Here is a 15,018-nt window from a genome sequence, read left to right as displayed (position 1 = left end):
CCTTTTCATCCCCCTCGTACCCCCCGCCCGGAAACAAGTAATTCTTTCTTTTCGCCCGCATTTTCAGGACATTTGGTCGCATTAACCGCTTGTCCTCCATTTGCGTTAATCCACGCTTTGCATAAGATGTAGTCGCGGGGCAACGTTTCGCCTCAAACGTGTTGGGAGAAAGACGCAGTACAGCGCGCGGATCGCTCTATCCGCTTACTTGTTGGGAGAAAATCATGATCGTCCATACGTCGACCGCATCGCCGGTTGAAATCCTGCCGTTCCACAAATCCGCCATCGATATCTGCGTCGCCGCGCGCAAGGCCGAGCAGACCATGCACACGAAGCTGTGTGCGCTGCTCGCCTCGCGCTATGGCGACGTGATGCCAACCTTCGCGCAGTACCGCGCCGATCACGACGCGCTCGCCGAAGTGGCGAAGGGCAAGGGCTTGACCGACAACCAGTGGGTGCGCAAGCCCTACGCGGCCGCTGTCATCGCGACCTACGGCGCGCTGCCCGTATCGATGGATGCTGCGAGCGTCACCAAGCGCGCGCAGCGGCTCGCCGAGCTTGAACCGCAAGCCCAGAAGGCTTACGCGGACGCGAAGCAAGCGGCCATCGATGCGGGCAAGCCCGCGCCCATCGCGGAAGCTATCGCACAACACGCGGTCAAGACTTCGAAGAAGGCGGCGACGCCGTCGGCCGGCGCACCGAAGGGCGAAACGCAGGTGCACGCCACTTCGCAGTCCGAAACGCTCGAACAGTTCATCGCGCGCGTGGGCATCTTTTCGGTGCTCGATGCGTGCACGCACCTGCTCGCCGCCGAGCGCAAGACCGCGCTGCAAGCCAAGACGTTGACGGCTCTCTCCGCGCAACTGCGCCGCGACCTGCAACCGGCCGCCAAGGCCGCGTAACGCTCAACGTGTTGTGAGGATGGCCCGCGCATCGTCGCGGGCTTTCTGTGTGCACAGTTTCGGAGGACGTCATGGAACGGACCTATCGCTTCTTCGTTGAATACCTCGACGGGCGCGTTGAATAACTGCGCATCACGGCATTGTCGGCGGTCGCCGCGTGTGTCTCGGTGGAAACCATGGTCGATATGGGCAAAATCGCCCACTACACACTTGTGATCGGGCCGTGAATGGCCAACTAGAGGGAAAAACTGGCAGTTCTCAGTGTCCTCTAGCCTTTCTCTAGTCGGTCCTCTAGCCAGCAAACCCTTTATCCACAAGGGTTCTGGCTATTTCTATTACTTTTACTAGAGAACTAGAGGATTGTTTTCCCCGAAGTCTCGTCACGCGCGACCCTCAACGCGCATCGGGTGCGGGGTGCGCGCAAGACAAAACATCACGCGTCACCCATGGGGGGAATAACTCCCGTAGGCGATACCCGCGCAAAGTTTCCTCTAGTCCTCTAGTATCAGCTGAGAGCCTTATGCAGCAAGGGTTTCGAGTAGAGGTATGCGATCACACGTCCGCTATCTAGTCCTCTATCCACCGCTGTTTTCCTCTAGTTCCCGTCAATGCCATGCAACCCGACGATGATTTTGTGCTCGCGCGTGATCTATACGAGCCTGTTGAGTACCGTGTCAGTGCCGCGCCGTGCTCGCTGCGGGTGGCACTCGCACATCTAGCATTGGGTGGCCGATGCGCCTATGTCGATCGAACCTACGGCCTAGTGCTCGGCGTGGTGAACGATCCGGCACACGACCCAGACTTTTCAGCCGACGAATTCCCACCGCACTGGCACCTCGTATTCTCGTCGCGCCGCATTGAATGAACCTCTACCGGCTCCGACAATGGGGTCTAGCAAGTCGTTTGGAGTACTTACCATGACAACCGATCAATTCCGCAATCGCCCGATGACGGTGCGCATCCTGACTCTGTGTACGCGCTGCAACCGCCTGCGCGATGACGTGGAGAAGCGAACCATTTTCATGTACCTCGCGAGCCGCACGATCGAATCGTGTAACCCGTGCTACCGGGAAGAAATCAATTCCCTGTCATCGCTTGGACGTTAGGTCGTCCCGACCATCTGTCCACAACTTGTTAGGAGAAAACGATGCTGACCAAAAACGAACGGCGCGCGCTGATCCGCGCCCGCGATCTGATCGAGATCGGGAAGCAAGACATGATCTGCCTCGCGCTGAACGCGGTCGCCGTTGACGATCCGGCGCTCGACCGCGCCGCTGAACGGATGCGGTTCTACATACACACGGCGCTTGACGGTTTCGCCACACTGGGAGGCTGGCAGCTGGCGCGTGGGATTGGCCGATCCAAGTTCGATGCGATGCGCGCCGACCGCCTCGCGTGGATCGACTGGATGCTTGGAGAAGGCGATGGCCCTGCCGCTTAACGCCCTGGACGACCGCGCCCGCCAGCGCGCTATCGACTGGATGCGTGAAGCCGAAGCCAACGACTACCGCCCGGATGACGTGATCGATGATTGCCTCACCTGCCTGCAATTCCTCGGCATCGACGTGGATACCGACCGCAAGGGGCGGCCCGCCGTCGAGTACTCGGTGGGCAGCTACGTGCAGGGCGGCGACTTCGTGGTGTTCTCGGGCGGCTGGCGCGTCGCGGATATGGACGTCGCCGCGCTGCTGGCGTACGCGCCGCAGGACGAGGCGCTGCATGCCGTCGCCGCCACGTTCACGGCGATCCTGCTGCAATGGCCATGCGCGTCGGCAGGCATCGGGCGGCACGGGCAGTGCTTTACGATCGACGAATACACGTGCGACGGCGACGACGGATACACGCAGGTAGGCGATGCCCACTTGTTCCGCTCGTTGGTAGACGCCGTGAAAGCGGCCGCGCACTGGATGCTCGCCCGCATGCTGGCCGACTACGAGGACCGCACGTCCGACGATAGCTGCGCCGACATGATCGAGTCGAACGATTACCGCTTCACCGAGGCGGGGGATTTTGTGCCGGCCGTGCCGGCGGGAGATTGATGATGGACAAGACCAACCAGTGCGCCATCGACCCGGACGGGATCGATCCGCAGGTCGACGGTTTCCGGTCCGAACGTTGGGGCATTGCCGCCGTTCTGGCGAGCGGCGCGGATGCGTTCGACGCGATTGAGATAAGCGGCTGCATCGCTGACGACGACTTCGTGGAAGTGCTGACCGATCCGGACGGCACGCCGTCGTTCTATAGCGTCTACCTGCATCAGGTGCAGGGCGGCGTCGTGTGCATCGGCGACTTCGCCACAGCCGAGTGCGCCCGCACTTATGCCGGGCAGTTTCACGATGCGTACGGCTGGCCGATCACGGTTGACCGCACGCCTGACTGACCAACCCCGCCCGCTACAGGAGAACTACGATGCGCCTCTACATTGCAGGGCACAACCACCGACGCGGGTATGCGATCGCGCGCGAATGGAGCGACGCCGAATGCTCGCGGCTTCCGGCTGCTGACGCCGACGATATGCAGCCGGTGCGGTTCGTTATCGATCGAGACAAGGCGTTTCACTTGGTTGCGCGGTGGAATCGAAGGTTCGCGACACATTGAGAGTATTCGTCGTCACGACGACACTAAGTATTCCGAAATACAACTTGTTAGGAGAAAGCCATGACCACCTTCACGGTGACGATCGATGAGGTACTGACGTACCAGATGAACATCGACGCCCGCACCGCCGACGAAGCGCAGGCGATTGCATTGCGCACTGTCGAGAAAGAGCCGGCAATACGCGACGCGGCGCTGATCGCGCGCACCAACGTCGAGGTTGTCGATATACACCGCCGCGCCTAAGACAGCCGGTCGGCACGACCACCTGTCCACCACTTGCTAGGAGAAAACGATGGATCACGAATACGCCTTCGACGTGAAGCTGTTCGCGTCGATCAGGGTCAAGGCAGCCACGATCGACGAGGCGCGCGCAAAGCTGCGCGAGCACGTCATGGAAGCCGACTGCAATTTCGGCGCATGGCCGAACGGCGATCCGATCCTTGGCGAGGCGTCCGTCGACGATGACGTGATGCCCTGCTTCGAGGTGGACGGCGACAGCGACCACCCGGACTGCAACGCTTGACCAACCACACGTCACAAGGAGACGACCATGTCCCTCCGCAATTCCGTCCTGCTCTACCGGCCGAGCCTGTCCATCTGGACGGCCAAGCGGCTCGACAAGGCCCAGAGCCAGAAAGTCACCCAGGATGCGGGCGCCACCGACGGTAGCGCCCGTGTGCACAAGGATCTGCTGCCCGACTGCGCCGAGCTGGACGACGTGCAGAAGTGGGCGAACAGCTACCGCACGTTCATCTACACGAACACGGCACCGTGGGATGACAGCGGCTGGCGCGTGGGCAACGTGGCCCGGCACATGGATTTCATGGCCGAGTCGGGCGACCGCATCACGCAGGGCTACCTGCTGGTCGATGCGCTGCTGGTCAAGTATCAGCAGGCCGTGGCCGAGGCGCAGTTCCGCCTCGCTCACCTGTTCAACCCGAGCGACTACCCCGGCGAGCAGGAAGTGCGTGCCAAGTTCCGCTTCACGCTCGACGTGATGCCGCTGCCTGCGGCCGACGACTTCCGCATCGTGGAGGGTGTCGAGCAGCACGAAGTAGACCGGCTCATCGGGGATGCGCAGGCCGCGACCGAGCAGCGCATCGCTGCTGCGATGGACGAGGCGTACAAGCGGCTGCACGCCGTGGTGTCGAAGATGGCATCGACGCTCGAACAGTACGGCGACAAGTCGGTGAAGAAGTTCAACGACTCGCTCGTCGGCAACATTGCCGAGCTGGTCGCCGTGATGCCCGCGCTGAACCTGACCAACGATCCGCAGCTGGCTGCGCTGTGCGACGAGGCGCGCTCGCTCGCAACGTATAGCCCGGTCGACCTGCGCAAGGACGAAGCCGTGCGCACCGCAGCGATCACCGAGGCGCGCGCACTCGCGGCGAAGTTCGCCGGCGAGCCGGAGCCAAACACTACGGTCACGCGCGCCACGTCTGACGCTGCGTTGGTCGCCGACCTGATGGAGGTGTGACGTGCACCCGAAGGCTGCAACGCTCGCATTGCATGGCTGCGGCATCTTCCGGTACCGCTACGACGATGGCATGGGCGACGTGACACGTGGCATCTGCATCGCCGCGCTCCCGCTGGGCGCACGAGGTGCCGAGATATGGATCAACGACGACGCCGGGGATGCGGCAAGAATCACGTCCGTGGGCAACCCGCAGTGCTATCACCCAGCCCAATGGAGTGACGTCCCGGATTGTCGTTGGGACACGATCGGCCCTGGCACGCTCGCCGATTTTCTGGAGAGGCTGTGATGCACCCCACGGCTGCAACACTGGCATTGCATGGATGCCGCGTATGGACGAGCGGACACGCACCGACCAGCGGCCTTCGGATTGGCACATCCGTTGAGCGCGGCTGGCCGTTGCTCGCGTGGCAGTTCGAAACGCGCTACTGGTTCATGATCAGCGCGCGGCCCGAGCACGCAGGCTATGTTCCGGCGACGTTCGATATCGTGCCCGAGATTGCGTGGGACGCTCTGTACGGCAAGCTGCTGCGCGAATTTATGGAGACGCTGTGATGCATCCGACCGCTGCATTACTGGCATTGCACGGATGCCAGTTCTATCAGATTGGCAGTAGCCGAGAGTTTTTCGGTGCCACTCGCGCGGTGGCATTTAAAGAGCCCACATTGATTTACGACGCGAAGAAAGGCGACTGGGTTACCAATACGGTAGGAATGGTCCAGCTATACCGCCCCTGTGACTGGACCGCCGTGCCCGATCGCAAGTGGGATGTGATTCGCCCTGATTTACTGCACCGCTTCATTGAAAGTATTACCGCGTAGGATCACACTGTAATCGTCGTCAAACGAGACGACTAACTTTTTAGGAGAACTTAAATGTCCATCCGCCTGAAAGAGCTACCCCCTGTCCTCGTCCGCAACTACATCGCCGGCACGAACACGTTCCTTGCCGGCAAGCCGGCGATCGGCAAGACCACCACGATCAACGAGTTCGCCGAGCAGATGAAGAAGCGCATCGAAGGCTTCAAGGTGTGGACGTTCTACGCGCCGACGATGAGCCCGATGGATATCGTGGCGAGCGCACCCGACTACGATCGCGGCACGCTGCGGCTCTACAACAACGAAGCGTTGCCGAACGCGTACGCCGAACCGGACGTGAAGGGCATCGTGTTCTTCGGCGAGCTGCCGAACGCCGACCCGGCCACCGCCCGGCTGCTGCAGAAGTACATCAACGGCGAGGACATGAGCGGCTCGCTGCGCAAGCCGGACGGCGTGATCGTGATCGCCGACGGCAACCGGATCGAGGACAAGTCCGGCGTGCAGCAGCAAGGCCGCGCGTTCCTGTCGCGCTTCGAGCATCTGGACGTGTACGTCGAGCCGAACGACAACGTCGACTACGCGGCGAAGCACGTGTGGCATCCGTTCGTGCAGACGTTCTTCAAGGACAATGCGCATCTGATCGACAACTACGACGACGTGTTCGAAACCACGCAGTCGGCGCGCGAGCGGCGCAAGCAGGCCGGCGGCGATGCGGGCGATCGCATGAGCGAAGAAGGCAAGCGCGGCATCTGGGCGAACATGCGTGCATGGGAACGCATCAGCCGCAAGGAATACGCGGCCGACGAGCTGAACTCGCCCGTCACGCTGGCCGAGTGCATCGGCAACCTCGGCGTTGGCGTGGGCACCGCATACCACACGCACAAGGCGATCGCCGGCACGATCGCGAGCGTCGATGACGTGATGAAAGATCCGGCCGGCGTCGCGCTGCCCAAGGGCATGGCCGAGCGCTACATGCTGGCCATGATGGTCGCGCTGCGTTGCACCGAGGATCAGATGGCCGAGGTGCACACGTTCGGCCAGCGCCTGCCGTACGAGTTCCAGACCGTGATCCTGAAGAACATCGTGCGGCGCAAGGGCTTCGACTATCAGCGCGGCGGCACCTACGTGAAGTGGGTGAGCGACCCCGAGCTGAACCGCTTGCTCGCCGGGAAGTGATCGTGGGCGCGACCAGGTTTGTCGACTGGGGGCGCGCTACCGCGCTCCCGCCGCGCCGCCTCGAAATCACGGTCGACCCCGTGACGATCGACGTTGCGACAGCGCACGTTGCACTGGGCGGCGCGATCGTAGGCATGCGGGGCGGTCGCGCCCATGTCCTGCTGAAGGACAACCGCACGCTCGGCGTCAGCGATAGCTGGATAGGTTACGACTGGCACCTGGTCGTCTCGGACAACTGGTCGGCACGACCGCCTGTCCAGAAAGGAGAATGAAATGATCACGCTCTGTTTCCTGTGCGCGGCTGCGTGCGTGCTGATCGGCATCGGCGAGGACGATTTCACCGGGCTCGTGTTCATCTGGGCCGCGCCGTACTTCGTGCTGGCCGGCACGCTGATCGCCCTGTGCCGGAGCCGCCATGCACCCTAAAGCTGCGACGCTGGCGCTGGCTGGGCTGCTGCCGTACCAACTGAAGGGACAAACAACGGTGCGGTTGGCACGGCCTGGGTTCAAAGAGGGGGATGGTGGGCTGCGATGCGGGGCATCCAGGAGCTGGGCATTCGGCGAAGCACTAGAGCCCGAGGCGTACGACCAAGTCGGCTGGGATTGCCTGCCCGATGCCATCTGGGATTACCTGCCCGACGAAATGCTGCAACGAGCGATCGAAGGAGCCTGACATGCACCCTAAAGCCGTGACGCTGATGCTGGCTGGGTTCGAACCGCACCTGCTACCGGTCATCGACTCGATCAGCTTTCGTCAGCCGGGGTTTGCCGCTCACTCGAATGGGCTCTGCGTGCTGCGACGCAATAACTTATGGCGCATGGCGACAGCGAGCGAGCCCGACCAATACTTGCCCGCCACATGGGATGACGTCGATGCTGAACAGTGGACCACGCTCCCCGACAACCTCCTGCAGCGCGCACTCCAAGGAGCCTGACATGCACCCGAAAGCTGCAACGCTGGCGCTCGCCGGATACACGCTGGTGCTGTACATGTTACCCGGCGACCATCCGAGCAGCACTGTGCGAGTCGTGCGCCGGGGTCTATCCGAGTTCGGCGAAACGATATCGCATTGCACGTTGGATAACCCGAGGCGACGGTGGGGGTTCGATCATGCCGGCGCTGGTCCTGATGAATATGTTGACGTTCCCTGGGACCGCATCCCCTACGACACGTGGGACACCCTGCCCGACTGGATGATAGCGAGAGCACTTCAAGGAGAATGAAAATGGAAGAAACCAACCTGGCCGCGGCCGCCTTCGTGCGCATCACGCTGCGGCGCGAACTGAGCTTCTGGACCGAAGTGGCGTACTCGCTCACGGTACGCGAATCGATCGAAGTGCCGACGGCGGCGACCGACGGACGCACGCTGTTCCTGAACCGCGAGTTCTTCGGCAGCAAGCCGCTGGACTATCAGGTGCTCGTCGTGCTGCATGAGCTGGTGCACAAGGTGCTGCTGCACTGCACGCGGCGCGGCGCGCGCGACCCGATGCTGTGGAACGTCGCGGCCGACTTCGTCGTCAATGCCCTGCTGAAGGAGAACGGGTTCGACATTCCGCAGGGCTGGCTGTACGACGCGAAGTACCACGGCTGGCTGACCGAGTCCGTCTATGCCGACCTGCAGAAGCAGATCGACGCCAAGGGCGGCATGGCGCAGGCCGGGATCTCCCTGCCCGAAGGATGGCAGGATATCCACGATGTCGACGGCGGCGCCGAGGAAGTCGAGAAGTACGAGCAGGAGGTGAAGGCGCTGGTCGAGCGCGCGACGGCGAACGCCAAGGCGATGGGCACCCTGCCCGCCGGCATCGAGGCGGGCGTGGTCGAGGTGTACAAGCCGGCGCGCGAGCCATGGTTCAACCACCTGCACCGCTTCATGCAGGCGCTGTCGTCGAGCGAGTACAACTGGGCGAAGCTGAACCGGCGAACACTACGGTCACACGGCGTTTTCACGCCGCTGCATCAGAACGATTCGCTAGGCGAAGTGGCCGTGTTCATCGACACGTCGGGCAGCTGCTACGACCGGGCGATGCAGTCGAACTTCGCCGCGCACCTGAACGCGATCCTGTCCGAAGCGAAGCCGCAGAAGGTGCACGTCTACTACTTCGACACGCGCGTCTACCCCGGCGAGCAGATCGACGCCGGCGAACTGGACGTCAAGCTGCGGCCGCGCGGCGGTGGCGGCACGTCGTTCGCTCACCTGTTCAGCCAGCTGGAGGACGACGGTGTCGAGCCTGCCGTGTCGATCGTGCTGACCGACCTGATGGGCACGTTCCCGTCCGACGGCCCGGCGCACCCGGTTATCTGGGCGAACATCCTGGACACCGGCGTCGCGCCGTTCGGCGAGACGATCTACGTCGAGGCGTGACATGGACCGCGCTGCGATGGAATCCACCCTAGCGCTGCTGGGGTGGGAATGCGTGGTTGACCAGTGGCCCACAGAATGCAACTACCACTGGAATCTGCAGCGCGGCGACCGCTTAGTTTCGTATGAACTAGACGATCGCACCGTCATGGACTACAGCGGGAACTTATCGGCTCGGCCGCGCCGCGATGTTCAGGAGATGCCGGATCACGTCTTTAACCAGTTGGCGCCCCGTGCGATGGAGCTATCCCATGAAAGCTGACATGGACCGACCGGCGATGGAAGCAACGTTGATCCTGCTCGGGTGGACGTACCGGCGCGACGCCGACTGGAACCTGCTGCGTAGCGACGGCGCGCTTGTTTGGTACAGCGCTCTCGACGGCAGGACAAAGCGGCTACTCGACATCGTCAACGTCCCCGAGTGGAACCTGGGGTATCCGCCTGAGCCGATCAGCGATATTCCGGATCAGCAGTTCTGGGCGCTCGCTGCGAAGGCATTGGAGATAGAGCATGGACCGTAAAGCGATGGAAGCCACGCTGGCGCTGCTCGGGTGGCGCCAAGGCCACTTCATCGGAATGGATGGTAAGTACTACGCCCACCCTTTCCCCGGCCTGCGCGGCGATGGATACGACGTATGGGTAGGCAGCCTCGACGGGGTAACGCTGTCGCCACATCAGAATGACGACTTCGAGCCGGGACAGATCGGTACGGCAGCGTTCTGGAAGTGCGCCGCCAAGGCGATGGAGCTATCCAATGCTGCCGCCTGACGATGTGCTCGTCGCGCACCTGACGCTGCTTGGTGTCGTCGGGTGGAAGCAAGATTGGGTAGGTACGTACGACCGTAAAGATGCGGAATGGTCGCTTTGGCTGGACGGCTGCGAGGTGTGGTGGAATGCAGGCCGACTAGCGGTAGAGACGCACCTGATGGAGCGTGCGCAGGATGCTTTCCCGCAGGATACTTTCCCGCTGGTGCCGCTGGACGATTTCCCCCGCCCACTGCTGCGCAAACTGGCAACCAAGCTGCTGGAGAGAAGCGATGGATCGTGATCAGATGGTCGCCACGCTGGCATTGATGGGCTGGACACCGATCCGCCGGCAGGTGGGCGACATGGGCCAGCTGGTTCACTTCGGCGTGAAGGCGCCGGATTGCGGCGGATATATACAGTCTTGGTCCGGCGTGATCCCTGACCGTATGGCCGGGATCATTATGGGCGACGAACCGCATATGTGGCGCCCATGCGCGTGGGATGAGATGAGGTTCAACGTGCTGCACGCCCTGTTCCTGCAGGTCTACAACCATGAACGGTGAACGCTGGACGCGCGACCAGTACATCGCGCACCTGTCGTTGCTGGGGTGGTCGCCGGTGTGGATGCCAGATATGCCGGCCTGGGGGCGCGGTGTAACGGACGGCGCTGTCGTGCTGTGGCTCTATGGCAACGGCACCCCAGCGATCGATGCGACGATCAATGCGTCGACTGAGCTGTCGATTGCTTCAAACACCGACTGGGGCAAGCTGGGCTACTACTTCCTCGAAGCGTTCGTTCGATACCTGGAGAAAGATCGTGATGGATCGTGACGCGCTGATCGCGCACTTCGCCCTGCTCGGCTGGGAGCCTATTCGAGTGGTCCGCTTCGGGATACACGACTGCGCCATCCTGGACCGTGAGCACGCCAGAGTTCTGTACATTGACCAAGACCCGAAGTCTCGACACTTCGGGAACGTCGTGCGGGTGTCGGCGGCCTTGACCATGCTCATCGTGCGCGACCCGCGATGTGGGTGGGGCGAGATTGCCGACCATCACCTGCGCGAGTTCTACCGGGTGGCCGGCGCCTGACCGATCGTCTTCGTGACCGTAGTAAGCTGTGCCGTTTGCCTAAATTTTGGAGACTGTCATGTCTGACGTGAATGCTGAACTGCTCGCGGTAAGCAAGGAGGTTCTTGACCGTACGCGGCGCATGGAGTCGCGGCTGGTGCAGCTCGGCGATCACGTCGGGGCCAACCTGCGGTCCAAACAGAAAATCGAGATCAAGCCCGACCCGGCCGGCGGCGTCATGGTTGTGATCGATTCGCTCGACGTATCAATGTCGCGAATTATTACGGAGTTGAAGCAGCACGGGCTCACCGATGAACAGCTCGGTGTCGACATCTACCTGCCCGGCAGCGACGAGATGATCGCCACGCTCTACGTACCGAAGTAAGTCCGCAGCCGCCTTGCAAGTATGGGCGGCTGTTTTTAACCTGGTGATACTTAGGAGTCCTGATATGAACGACGCAAACCAACCCATCCACGCTGAACAACCCGCCGAAACGGCCGCCCTGCTCGACGCGCTGCCCGGCATGGTCGGCGGCCTTGATCGCGCGATCTTCGACACGACCGGCAAGAAGATGCCGTTCATGCTGGTGGTGTTCAACAACGGCGGCGCGATGCACGCGACCAACGTGCACCCGCCCATCGATGCGTTCCGCGCGCTGAAGGAGCTGGCCGCGAACCTCGGCGATCTCGACGGAGGCAGCGATGCGACTGGCTGAATATCTGGTCCAGGCGACCGCGAGGCAGTGGATGCACCCGCCCGAGCTGCCGTTCATCACGCAGTTCGGGTTCGGTGAGGTGTATCGGATCGGGCTCGTCACCGCGTACGGCAGCTCGGTAATCGTCGACGACTTCGAGACGATGCTCGGCATCATTCGCTCCGAGTTCGAGGCGTACCCCGAGTACCTGCCGCGCGCGGAAATCCGCGGCTGGATCGACTCCCCCGCGATCACCAAGGCGAGCCATCTTTGGCTGGTTGTCACGGCGGTTCAGTACGGCGATCCAATACTGCGGCCGCCCTTCGATATGGACGCGTTCCTGCAGAAGATCCGGGTGGCCGTCGCAACGTACAACCTGCGCGGCACCTGGTATCAGTTCAACCAGGAGAATCTGTAATGTTTTCGTGGCTTTCCACCCAGCTTGCCCGGCGGCGCTGTTACCGCATGGGCTACGACTGCGTGATGACGCAGTACCGAGACGGTGCGCAGCTTTACGCACTGGTGCTGGCAATCGCCGAGGCACACGCTGAAACCGGCTACACGTCGGATGTCATGCGCGGCGCGTGGAAAGCCATAGAAAACCTCTGCAGGGAGGGGTAAAAATCATGGACCTTTTCGGTTTGGATTTCGAGACGTTTTACGGCGACGACTACACCCTGTCGAAGATGACCACGGAGGAATACGTCCGCGACCCGCGGTTCGAGTCGATCCTGGTCGCCGTGAAGCGCAACGCGGAGAAGTCGATCTGGGTGCCGCAGCCGCAGATAGGTGAGGCTTTACGGGATCTGCATGTCGAGCGCCACGGCGTCTACTTCCACCACGCGCACTTCGATGGGCTGATCCTCAACCTGCACTACGGCATCCGCCCGGCGATGATCTTCGACACGCTCGGCATGGCCCGCGCGCTGCACGGCGCGAACGGCGGCCTGTCGCTCGCGAAGCTGTGCAAGCGCTACGGCCTGCCCGACAAGGGCAACGAGGTGCACAACGTCAAGGGCATGCGCTATCGCGACTTCACGTCCGACGGCCTGCGGCGCTACGGCGCGTACAGCTGCAACGACATCGAGCAGACGTACGAGCTGTTCATGCGCATGGTCACGCAGTTCGGCCGCGAGGAACTGGAGATCCACGACCAGGTGATCCGGATGTTCACCGAGCCGGTGCTCAACCTGGACCGCGGCACGCTGCGCAACTACGCGGACAACCTGCGCGCCGAGAAGATCGCCCTGCTGCTGCGCGCCGGCGTGCAGGTGGACGATCTGATGAGCAACGACAAGTTCGCCGCCGCGCTCGAATGGCTCGGCGTGCCGCCGCCGAAGAAGATCAGCCCCACGTGGCTGAAGAAGGCACCTGCCGAGCGCACGATGCCCCCGCCGCTGGTGTACGCGTTCGCCAAGACCGACCCCGGCATGCAAGAGCTGCAGGAGCACCCCGACGAGGAAGTGCAGATTCTGGTCGAGGCGCGGCTGAAGAACAAGACGACGCTGATGGAGCGCAGCGCCGAGCGGCTGATCGGCATGGGCACGCGCGGCCCGGCTACCGTCTACTACAAGTACTCGGGCGCGAGCGGCACGCACCGGCTGTCCGGCGGCGACAAGACGAACTTCCAGTCGATGAAGCGCGGCAGCGACATCCGCAACTCGATCGAAGCGCCCCCAGGTCACATGATCGTGGTCGGCGACTCGTCCAACGTCGAGGCGCGCGTGCTCGACTGGCTCGCCGGGCAGGAGGACATGGTCGAGGCGTACCGCGCGTACGACGCAAAGCGCGGGCCGGACATCTACTGCGTGATGGCCGAGAAGGTGTACAAGCGGCCGATCTCCAAGGTGAACGATCCGGACGAGCGGCAGATGGGCAAGCGCGTGAAGCTGGCGTTCGGCTTTGGCATGGGCTACATCGAGTTCGCGGTATCCGTGAGGCGCGAAGCCAAGGACAAGGCCGGCAAGCCGCTGATCGTCGCCGCGAAGTTCGCCGAAGAGGTGTGCGACATCTACCGCAACTCGCACCAGCAGGTGAAGAAGCTGTGGCGCCGCGGCGAGGACGCGCTGCGCGCGATCGTCGCCGGCCAGGTCGGCGTCAACGTCGACTACCGCGGCGTGGTCAAGACGTGCAAGGACGGGCTGCTGATGCCCAACGGGATGAAGATCCTGTACCCGGAGCTGAAGTTCGAGCCCGAGCTGGACGCCAACGGCAACCCCGTCAAGATGTTCGGGAAAGTGCGCGGCGAGTGGACGTTCTGGAACGGCAAGACCCGCGAGCACATCTACGGCGCCAAGGTTATCGAGAACATCGTGCAGTGCCTTGCGCGGATCATCGTGTTCGGCCAATGCCTTGCATTCGTGAAGGAGTGCCGCGTCGAGAAGGTCTATGCGAAGTGGGCCATTTCATCGCACGACGAAGGCGGCTTCGTGATGCACGCCTTCGAGGCTCCGTGGGGCGCCGAGCGGTTGCTCGCCCACCTGCGCGTGTCGCCGCCGTGGGCGCCGGACCTGCCGCTGAACGGCGAGGTTGGGTTCCACCAGAAGTACGGGAAGGCAAAGAAGTGACCCCATATCAGACAGGAGGAACCGTGGAAACCCTGAATTCGGAATGCGGAATTGAAAACGCGGCGCTCGCGAATATACTCGCCATTACCGCCGCATTTTATGAAATCGCGAAAGCGAAAGTCATTTCTGGACAACACGTTAGCCAGGAAAACATCGCTTCGCTGAACGCGGCGCGCAAGGAGATCGCCGCCGCCCGCAGTATCCTGGCCGAGTAGCCAGATTTTTTAACCCAGAGATAGTTAGGAGTCCGAAATGGATCAGTCGCAAATCGATGCCGATCAGGCCGCCGTCGCCGCCGCGCAGCAAGCCGAACAGGCAGCCGAGAATCAGCTCGCCACCGACCAGGCGCAGATGCAAGCCGAGGAAGCAGTTGCAGCCGCAGCGGCACAGGCGCCCGCCGACGCCCCCGCGGCCGATGCGCAAGCCAACGCCCCCGCAGCCGACCCCGCTCCGTCCGCCGATCCGGCGGCAGCCGAGGCGAACCCGCTGCACGACATCTTCGACCGGATGGAAGCGACGGCAGCAAAGTGGGGCAGCGACATCGCGCACGAGTTCCACCAGCTGATCTCGGAAGCGCGGTCGCACCTGTAACACCAGCAGCGTCTTGTAGGG

General features: G+C 62.6%; 33 protein-coding genes. All 33 read left to right on the top strand.

The features are described from left to right. The first annotated feature begins 224 nt into the window (after positions 1-224). The 33 genes from C4B30_RS14120 (at position 225) to C4B30_RS13995 (ending at position 14,997) form a co-directional block, all read left to right on the top strand. Positions 225-902, top strand: a complete 678-nt coding sequence (locus tag C4B30_RS14120) for a hypothetical protein (protein ID WP_105132654.1) — start codon at positions 225-227, stop codon at positions 900-902. Positions 903-1,515: 613 nt separating this feature from the next. After that, complete coding sequence (locus C4B30_RS35340; protein ID WP_158683496.1) at positions 1,516-1,767, top strand: hypothetical protein; 252 nt, start codon at positions 1,516-1,518, stop codon at positions 1,765-1,767. Between the two features lie 52 nt (positions 1,768-1,819). Then, positions 1,820-2,008, top strand: coding sequence for a hypothetical protein (locus C4B30_RS35335; RefSeq protein ID WP_158683494.1), 189 nt, complete (start codon positions 1,820-1,822; stop codon positions 2,006-2,008). Positions 2,009-2,049: 41 nt separating this feature from the next. Next, on the top strand, positions 2,050-2,343 hold the full coding sequence (locus C4B30_RS14115; RefSeq protein ID WP_105132653.1) for a hypothetical protein: 294 nt from the start codon (positions 2,050-2,052) through the stop codon (positions 2,341-2,343). Then, positions 2,327-2,941: a hypothetical protein gene (locus C4B30_RS35330; RefSeq protein ID WP_158683492.1), complete on the top strand. Its 615-nt coding sequence runs from the start codon at positions 2,327-2,329 to the stop codon at positions 2,939-2,941. Before C4B30_RS14115 ends, C4B30_RS35330 begins: the two co-directional genes overlap by 17 nt. A 2-nt stretch (positions 2,942-2,943) precedes the next feature. After that, positions 2,944-3,282 (top strand): hypothetical protein, encoded by a 339-nt coding sequence (locus tag C4B30_RS14105; protein ID WP_105132652.1) that lies wholly within the window; start codon positions 2,944-2,946, stop codon positions 3,280-3,282. 29 nt (positions 3,283-3,311) lie between these two features. After that, on the top strand, positions 3,312-3,500 hold the full coding sequence (locus C4B30_RS35325; RefSeq protein WP_158683490.1) for a hypothetical protein: 189 nt from the start codon (positions 3,312-3,314) through the stop codon (positions 3,498-3,500). Between the two features lie 60 nt (positions 3,501-3,560). After that, on the top strand, positions 3,561-3,743 hold the full coding sequence (locus C4B30_RS14100) for a hypothetical protein (RefSeq protein WP_105132651.1): 183 nt from the start codon (positions 3,561-3,563) through the stop codon (positions 3,741-3,743). 49 nt (positions 3,744-3,792) lie between these two features. Continuing rightward, entirely contained in the window at positions 3,793-4,023 is a 231-nt protein-coding gene (locus tag C4B30_RS14095; RefSeq protein WP_105132650.1) for a hypothetical protein, read from the top strand. Between the two features lie 27 nt (positions 4,024-4,050). After that, positions 4,051-4,977 carry a hypothetical protein gene (locus C4B30_RS14090; protein WP_105132649.1) on the top strand — a complete coding sequence of 309 codons (927 nt, stop codon included), beginning with the start codon at positions 4,051-4,053 and terminating at the stop codon, positions 4,975-4,977. Between the two features lies 1 nt (position 4,978). After that, the gene (locus tag C4B30_RS14085) at positions 4,979-5,263 is read left to right on the top strand and encodes a hypothetical protein (protein ID WP_105132648.1); all 285 of its coding nucleotides are present in this window, start codon (positions 4,979-4,981) and stop codon (positions 5,261-5,263) included. Beyond that, on the top strand, positions 5,263-5,529 hold the full coding sequence (locus tag C4B30_RS35320) for a hypothetical protein (RefSeq protein ID WP_158683488.1): 267 nt from the start codon (positions 5,263-5,265) through the stop codon (positions 5,527-5,529). The genes C4B30_RS14085 and C4B30_RS35320 overlap by 1 nt, the downstream gene beginning before the upstream one ends. Then, positions 5,529-5,795 carry a hypothetical protein gene (locus tag C4B30_RS35315; RefSeq protein ID WP_158683486.1) on the top strand — a complete coding sequence of 89 codons (267 nt, stop codon included), beginning with the start codon at positions 5,529-5,531 and terminating at the stop codon, positions 5,793-5,795. Before C4B30_RS35320 ends, C4B30_RS35315 begins: the two co-directional genes overlap by 1 nt. A 54-nt stretch (positions 5,796-5,849) precedes the next feature. Continuing rightward, a complete protein-coding gene (locus C4B30_RS14080; RefSeq protein WP_105132647.1) occupies positions 5,850-6,968 on the top strand; it encodes an ATP-binding protein in 1,119 nt (372 codons plus the stop codon). A 2-nt stretch (positions 6,969-6,970) separates the two neighbouring features. After that, entirely contained in the window at positions 6,971-7,240 is a 270-nt protein-coding gene (locus C4B30_RS14075; RefSeq protein WP_158683484.1) for a hypothetical protein, read from the top strand. A gap of 1 nt (position 7,241) precedes the next feature. Further along, positions 7,242-7,394 (top strand): hypothetical protein, encoded by a 153-nt coding sequence (locus C4B30_RS35310; protein ID WP_158683482.1) that lies wholly within the window; start codon positions 7,242-7,244, stop codon positions 7,392-7,394. Beyond that, the gene (locus C4B30_RS14070; RefSeq protein WP_105132645.1) at positions 7,384-7,641 is read left to right on the top strand and encodes a hypothetical protein; all 258 of its coding nucleotides are present in this window, start codon (positions 7,384-7,386) and stop codon (positions 7,639-7,641) included. The genes C4B30_RS35310 and C4B30_RS14070 overlap by 11 nt, the downstream gene beginning before the upstream one ends. Before the next feature lies 1 nt (position 7,642). Further along, positions 7,643-7,903 carry a hypothetical protein gene (locus C4B30_RS14065; RefSeq protein WP_105132644.1) on the top strand — a complete coding sequence of 87 codons (261 nt, stop codon included), beginning with the start codon at positions 7,643-7,645 and terminating at the stop codon, positions 7,901-7,903. A 1-nt stretch (position 7,904) separates the two neighbouring features. Further along, positions 7,905-8,192, top strand: a complete 288-nt coding sequence (locus C4B30_RS35305) for a hypothetical protein (RefSeq protein ID WP_158683480.1) — start codon at positions 7,905-7,907, stop codon at positions 8,190-8,192. Positions 8,193-8,194: 2 nt separating this feature from the next. Further along, positions 8,195-9,331: a vWA domain-containing protein gene (locus C4B30_RS14060; protein ID WP_158683478.1), complete on the top strand. Its 1,137-nt coding sequence runs from the start codon at positions 8,195-8,197 to the stop codon at positions 9,329-9,331. A gap of 248 nt (positions 9,332-9,579) precedes the next feature. After that, positions 9,580-9,849 (top strand): hypothetical protein, encoded by a 270-nt coding sequence (locus tag C4B30_RS14050; protein ID WP_158683476.1) that lies wholly within the window; start codon positions 9,580-9,582, stop codon positions 9,847-9,849. After that, a complete protein-coding gene (locus tag C4B30_RS14045) occupies positions 9,839-10,096 on the top strand; it encodes a hypothetical protein (protein ID WP_158683474.1) in 258 nt (85 codons plus the stop codon). Before C4B30_RS14050 ends, C4B30_RS14045 begins: the two co-directional genes overlap by 11 nt. Further along, a complete protein-coding gene (locus C4B30_RS14040; protein WP_105132639.1) occupies positions 10,083-10,376 on the top strand; it encodes a hypothetical protein in 294 nt (97 codons plus the stop codon). The genes C4B30_RS14045 and C4B30_RS14040 overlap by 14 nt, the downstream gene beginning before the upstream one ends. After that, positions 10,366-10,638 (top strand): hypothetical protein, encoded by a 273-nt coding sequence (locus C4B30_RS14035; RefSeq protein ID WP_158683472.1) that lies wholly within the window; start codon positions 10,366-10,368, stop codon positions 10,636-10,638. The genes C4B30_RS14040 and C4B30_RS14035 overlap by 11 nt, the downstream gene beginning before the upstream one ends. Then, on the top strand, positions 10,628-10,906 hold the full coding sequence (locus C4B30_RS14030) for a hypothetical protein (RefSeq protein WP_105132637.1): 279 nt from the start codon (positions 10,628-10,630) through the stop codon (positions 10,904-10,906). The genes C4B30_RS14035 and C4B30_RS14030 overlap by 11 nt, the downstream gene beginning before the upstream one ends. Continuing rightward, a complete protein-coding gene (locus tag C4B30_RS14025) occupies positions 10,893-11,165 on the top strand; it encodes a hypothetical protein (RefSeq protein ID WP_158683470.1) in 273 nt (90 codons plus the stop codon). The genes C4B30_RS14030 and C4B30_RS14025 overlap by 14 nt, the downstream gene beginning before the upstream one ends. A gap of 58 nt (positions 11,166-11,223) precedes the next feature. Beyond that, positions 11,224-11,529 (top strand): hypothetical protein, encoded by a 306-nt coding sequence (locus C4B30_RS14020; protein ID WP_158683468.1) that lies wholly within the window; start codon positions 11,224-11,226, stop codon positions 11,527-11,529. 64 nt (positions 11,530-11,593) lie between these two features. Next, positions 11,594-11,860 (top strand): hypothetical protein, encoded by a 267-nt coding sequence (locus tag C4B30_RS14015; protein ID WP_105132634.1) that lies wholly within the window; start codon positions 11,594-11,596, stop codon positions 11,858-11,860. Then, positions 11,847-12,257 carry a hypothetical protein gene (locus tag C4B30_RS14010; protein WP_105132633.1) on the top strand — a complete coding sequence of 137 codons (411 nt, stop codon included), beginning with the start codon at positions 11,847-11,849 and terminating at the stop codon, positions 12,255-12,257. Before C4B30_RS14015 ends, C4B30_RS14010 begins: the two co-directional genes overlap by 14 nt. Further along, entirely contained in the window at positions 12,257-12,460 is a 204-nt protein-coding gene (locus C4B30_RS14005) for a hypothetical protein (RefSeq protein WP_105132632.1), read from the top strand. Before C4B30_RS14010 ends, C4B30_RS14005 begins: the two co-directional genes overlap by 1 nt. Positions 12,461-12,465: 5 nt before the next feature. Continuing rightward, the gene (locus C4B30_RS14000) at positions 12,466-14,406 is read left to right on the top strand and encodes a DNA polymerase (RefSeq protein ID WP_105132631.1); all 1,941 of its coding nucleotides are present in this window, start codon (positions 12,466-12,468) and stop codon (positions 14,404-14,406) included. Between the two features lie 23 nt (positions 14,407-14,429). Further along, entirely contained in the window at positions 14,430-14,621 is a 192-nt protein-coding gene (locus C4B30_RS35300; protein ID WP_158683466.1) for a hypothetical protein, read from the top strand. A gap of 37 nt (positions 14,622-14,658) precedes the next feature. Next, complete coding sequence (locus C4B30_RS13995) at positions 14,659-14,997, top strand: hypothetical protein (protein ID WP_105132630.1); 339 nt, start codon at positions 14,659-14,661, stop codon at positions 14,995-14,997. The last annotated feature ends 21 nt before the right edge of the window (positions 14,998-15,018 follow it).

Source organism: Burkholderia sp. BE12 (assembly GCF_002959955.1).
Classification (GTDB): domain Bacteria; phylum Pseudomonadota; class Gammaproteobacteria; order Burkholderiales; family Burkholderiaceae; genus Burkholderia.
Note: the sequence above shows the minus strand (reverse complement) of the source record. Positions and strands in the feature narration are given on the sequence as shown.

Bases quoted from the DNA above. Each gene is read 5' to 3' on its own strand.
- C4B30_RS14105 (WP_105132652.1), top strand. From the start codon at position 2,944: ATGGACAAGACCAACCAGTGCGCCATCGACCCGGACGGGATCGATCCG.
- C4B30_RS14035 (WP_158683472.1), top strand. From the start codon at position 10,366: ATGGATCGTGATCAGATGGTCGCCACGCTGGCATTGATGGGCTGGACA.
- C4B30_RS35325 (WP_158683490.1), top strand. From the start codon at position 3,312: ATGCGCCTCTACATTGCAGGGCACAACCACCGACGCGGGTATGCGATC.
- C4B30_RS14095 (WP_105132650.1), top strand. From the start codon at position 3,793: ATGGATCACGAATACGCCTTCGACGTGAAGCTGTTCGCGTCGATCAGG.
- C4B30_RS14120 (WP_105132654.1), top strand. From the start codon at position 225: ATGATCGTCCATACGTCGACCGCATCGCCGGTTGAAATCCTGCCGTTC.
- C4B30_RS35320 (WP_158683488.1), top strand. From the start codon at position 5,263: ATGCACCCCACGGCTGCAACACTGGCATTGCATGGATGCCGCGTATGG.
- C4B30_RS35305 (WP_158683480.1), top strand. From the start codon at position 7,905: ATGCACCCGAAAGCTGCAACGCTGGCGCTCGCCGGATACACGCTGGTG.
- C4B30_RS14045 (WP_158683474.1), top strand. From the start codon at position 9,839: ATGGACCGTAAAGCGATGGAAGCCACGCTGGCGCTGCTCGGGTGGCGC.
- C4B30_RS14080 (WP_105132647.1), top strand. From the start codon at position 5,850: ATGTCCATCCGCCTGAAAGAGCTACCCCCTGTCCTCGTCCGCAACTAC.
- C4B30_RS14015 (WP_105132634.1), top strand. From the start codon at position 11,594: ATGAACGACGCAAACCAACCCATCCACGCTGAACAACCCGCCGAAACG.
- C4B30_RS35315 (WP_158683486.1), top strand. From the start codon at position 5,529: ATGCATCCGACCGCTGCATTACTGGCATTGCACGGATGCCAGTTCTAT.
- C4B30_RS13995 (WP_105132630.1), top strand. From the start codon at position 14,659: ATGGATCAGTCGCAAATCGATGCCGATCAGGCCGCCGTCGCCGCCGCG.
- C4B30_RS14020 (WP_158683468.1), top strand. From the start codon at position 11,224: ATGTCTGACGTGAATGCTGAACTGCTCGCGGTAAGCAAGGAGGTTCTT.
- C4B30_RS14005 (WP_105132632.1), top strand. From the start codon at position 12,257: ATGTTTTCGTGGCTTTCCACCCAGCTTGCCCGGCGGCGCTGTTACCGC.
- C4B30_RS35330 (WP_158683492.1), top strand. From the start codon at position 2,327: ATGGCCCTGCCGCTTAACGCCCTGGACGACCGCGCCCGCCAGCGCGCT.
- C4B30_RS14065 (WP_105132644.1), top strand. From the start codon at position 7,643: ATGCACCCTAAAGCCGTGACGCTGATGCTGGCTGGGTTCGAACCGCAC.
- C4B30_RS35340 (WP_158683496.1), top strand. From the start codon at position 1,516: ATGCAACCCGACGATGATTTTGTGCTCGCGCGTGATCTATACGAGCCT.
- C4B30_RS35335 (WP_158683494.1), top strand. From the start codon at position 1,820: ATGACAACCGATCAATTCCGCAATCGCCCGATGACGGTGCGCATCCTG.
- C4B30_RS14100 (WP_105132651.1), top strand. From the start codon at position 3,561: ATGACCACCTTCACGGTGACGATCGATGAGGTACTGACGTACCAGATG.
- C4B30_RS14000 (WP_105132631.1), top strand. From the start codon at position 12,466: ATGGACCTTTTCGGTTTGGATTTCGAGACGTTTTACGGCGACGACTAC.
- C4B30_RS14070 (WP_105132645.1), top strand. From the start codon at position 7,384: ATGCACCCTAAAGCTGCGACGCTGGCGCTGGCTGGGCTGCTGCCGTAC.
- C4B30_RS14050 (WP_158683476.1), top strand. From the start codon at position 9,580: ATGAAAGCTGACATGGACCGACCGGCGATGGAAGCAACGTTGATCCTG.
- C4B30_RS14115 (WP_105132653.1), top strand. From the start codon at position 2,050: ATGCTGACCAAAAACGAACGGCGCGCGCTGATCCGCGCCCGCGATCTG.
- C4B30_RS14040 (WP_105132639.1), top strand. From the start codon at position 10,083: ATGCTGCCGCCTGACGATGTGCTCGTCGCGCACCTGACGCTGCTTGGT.
- C4B30_RS14060 (WP_158683478.1), top strand. From the start codon at position 8,195: ATGGAAGAAACCAACCTGGCCGCGGCCGCCTTCGTGCGCATCACGCTG.
- C4B30_RS14030 (WP_105132637.1), top strand. From the start codon at position 10,628: ATGAACGGTGAACGCTGGACGCGCGACCAGTACATCGCGCACCTGTCG.
- C4B30_RS14010 (WP_105132633.1), top strand. From the start codon at position 11,847: ATGCGACTGGCTGAATATCTGGTCCAGGCGACCGCGAGGCAGTGGATG.
- C4B30_RS14090 (WP_105132649.1), top strand. From the start codon at position 4,051: ATGTCCCTCCGCAATTCCGTCCTGCTCTACCGGCCGAGCCTGTCCATC.
- C4B30_RS35310 (WP_158683482.1), top strand. From the start codon at position 7,242: ATGATCACGCTCTGTTTCCTGTGCGCGGCTGCGTGCGTGCTGATCGGC.